General features: G+C 69.6%; 1 protein-coding gene. It reads left to right on the top strand.

Annotated features, from left to right (window positions below):
- Positions 1-267 precede the first annotated feature (267 nt).
- On the top strand, positions 268-1462 hold a 1195-nt coding region (locus tag ACZ4W9_RS40285), incomplete at its 3' end, for an IS110 family RNA-guided transposase (protein ID WP_467944219.1).

Raw genomic sequence — 1462 nt, 5'->3', positions numbered from 1 at the left:
CCCCCGTTATGTTTTCTGCGGTCCTGCAAGAGGGCCGCTGGCCTCCGGGCCCGGCATGACTGTTCCCCCCTGTCGAAGAGATGACCTGGGGGGTGGTGTCACCGGGCCTGGGAGGCGCCGTTGGAGACGCTGATGAGAGGTCCGACTACCGCCTGGCCTGGCGCAATGCCTGGCCACTTGCGGGCGGCAGGTCTGCATAACGTGGATGCGCGCACACGACGCCAACGCCCTGGCCAGCACCGCACGAACCCGCTTCGGGAGGATGGGTTGGACGACATCGACGACGTGGGCGTCTTCCTTGGCCTGGACGTCGGCAAGAGCGCCCATCACGGGCACGGGCTGACCCCGGCGGGCAAGAAGGTCTTCGACAAGCAGCTGCCCAACAGCGAGCCGAGGCTGCGGGCCGTCTTCGACAAGCTGGCCGCGAAGTTCGGCACCGTACTGGTGATCGTGGACCAGCCCGCCTCGATCGGAGCCCTGCCCCTGACGGTCGCCCGGGATGCCGGCTGCAAGGTCGCCTACCTGCCCGGCCTGTCCATGCGCCGCATCGCCGATCTCTACCCCGGCGAGGCGAAGACCGACGCGAAGGACGCCGCGGTGATCGCGGACGCCGCACGGACCATGCCGCACACCCTGCGCTCGCTTCAGCTGACCGACGAGATCACCGCCGAGCTGACCGTGCTGGCCGGCTTCGACCAGGACCTCGCCGCCGAGGCGACCCGCACCTCCAACCGGATACGCGGCCTGCTCACCCAGTTCCACCCCAGCCTGGAACGCGTCCTGGGTCCGCGCCTGGACCACCCCGCCGTGACCAGGCTGCTGGAACGCTACGGATCCCCGGCCGCCCTGCGCAAAGCCGGACGCCGCAAGCTGGTCGAGGTGATCCGGCCCAAGGCTCCGCGCATGGCCCAGCGGCTGATCGACGAGGTCTTCGATGCACTCGACGAGCAGACCGTCGTGGTCCCGGGCACCGGCACCCTCGACCTCGTGGTCCCGTCCCTGGCTCGTTCGCTCGCGGCCGTCCACGAACAGCGACGAGCACTGGAAGCGCAGATCGGACAGCTGCTGGAGGCTCACCCTCTTTCCGCGGTCCTGACCTCGATCCCGGGAGTCGCGGTCAGGACCGCCGCCACCTTGCTGGTCACCGTCGGCGACGGCACCAGCTTCCCCACCGCCGCCCACCTGGCCTCCTACGCCGGCCTTGCCCCGACGACCAAGTCGTCGGGGACCTCGATCCACGGCGAACACGCACCTCGCGGCGGCAATCGGCAGCTGAAACGCGCGATGTTCCTGTCGGCGTTCGCCGCGCTGCACGATCCCGCCTCCCGCACCTACTACGACAAATGCCGGGCCCGCGGGAAGACCCACACCCAGGCGCTTCTCCGACTGGCCCGCCAGCGGATCAACGTGCTGTTCGCGATGCTCCGCGACGGCACCTTCTACGAACCCCGAACCCCACGCC

Source organism: Streptomyces sp. NPDC029296, from assembly GCF_055569255.1.
This window is presented reverse-complemented; position numbering and strand designations above follow the sequence as displayed.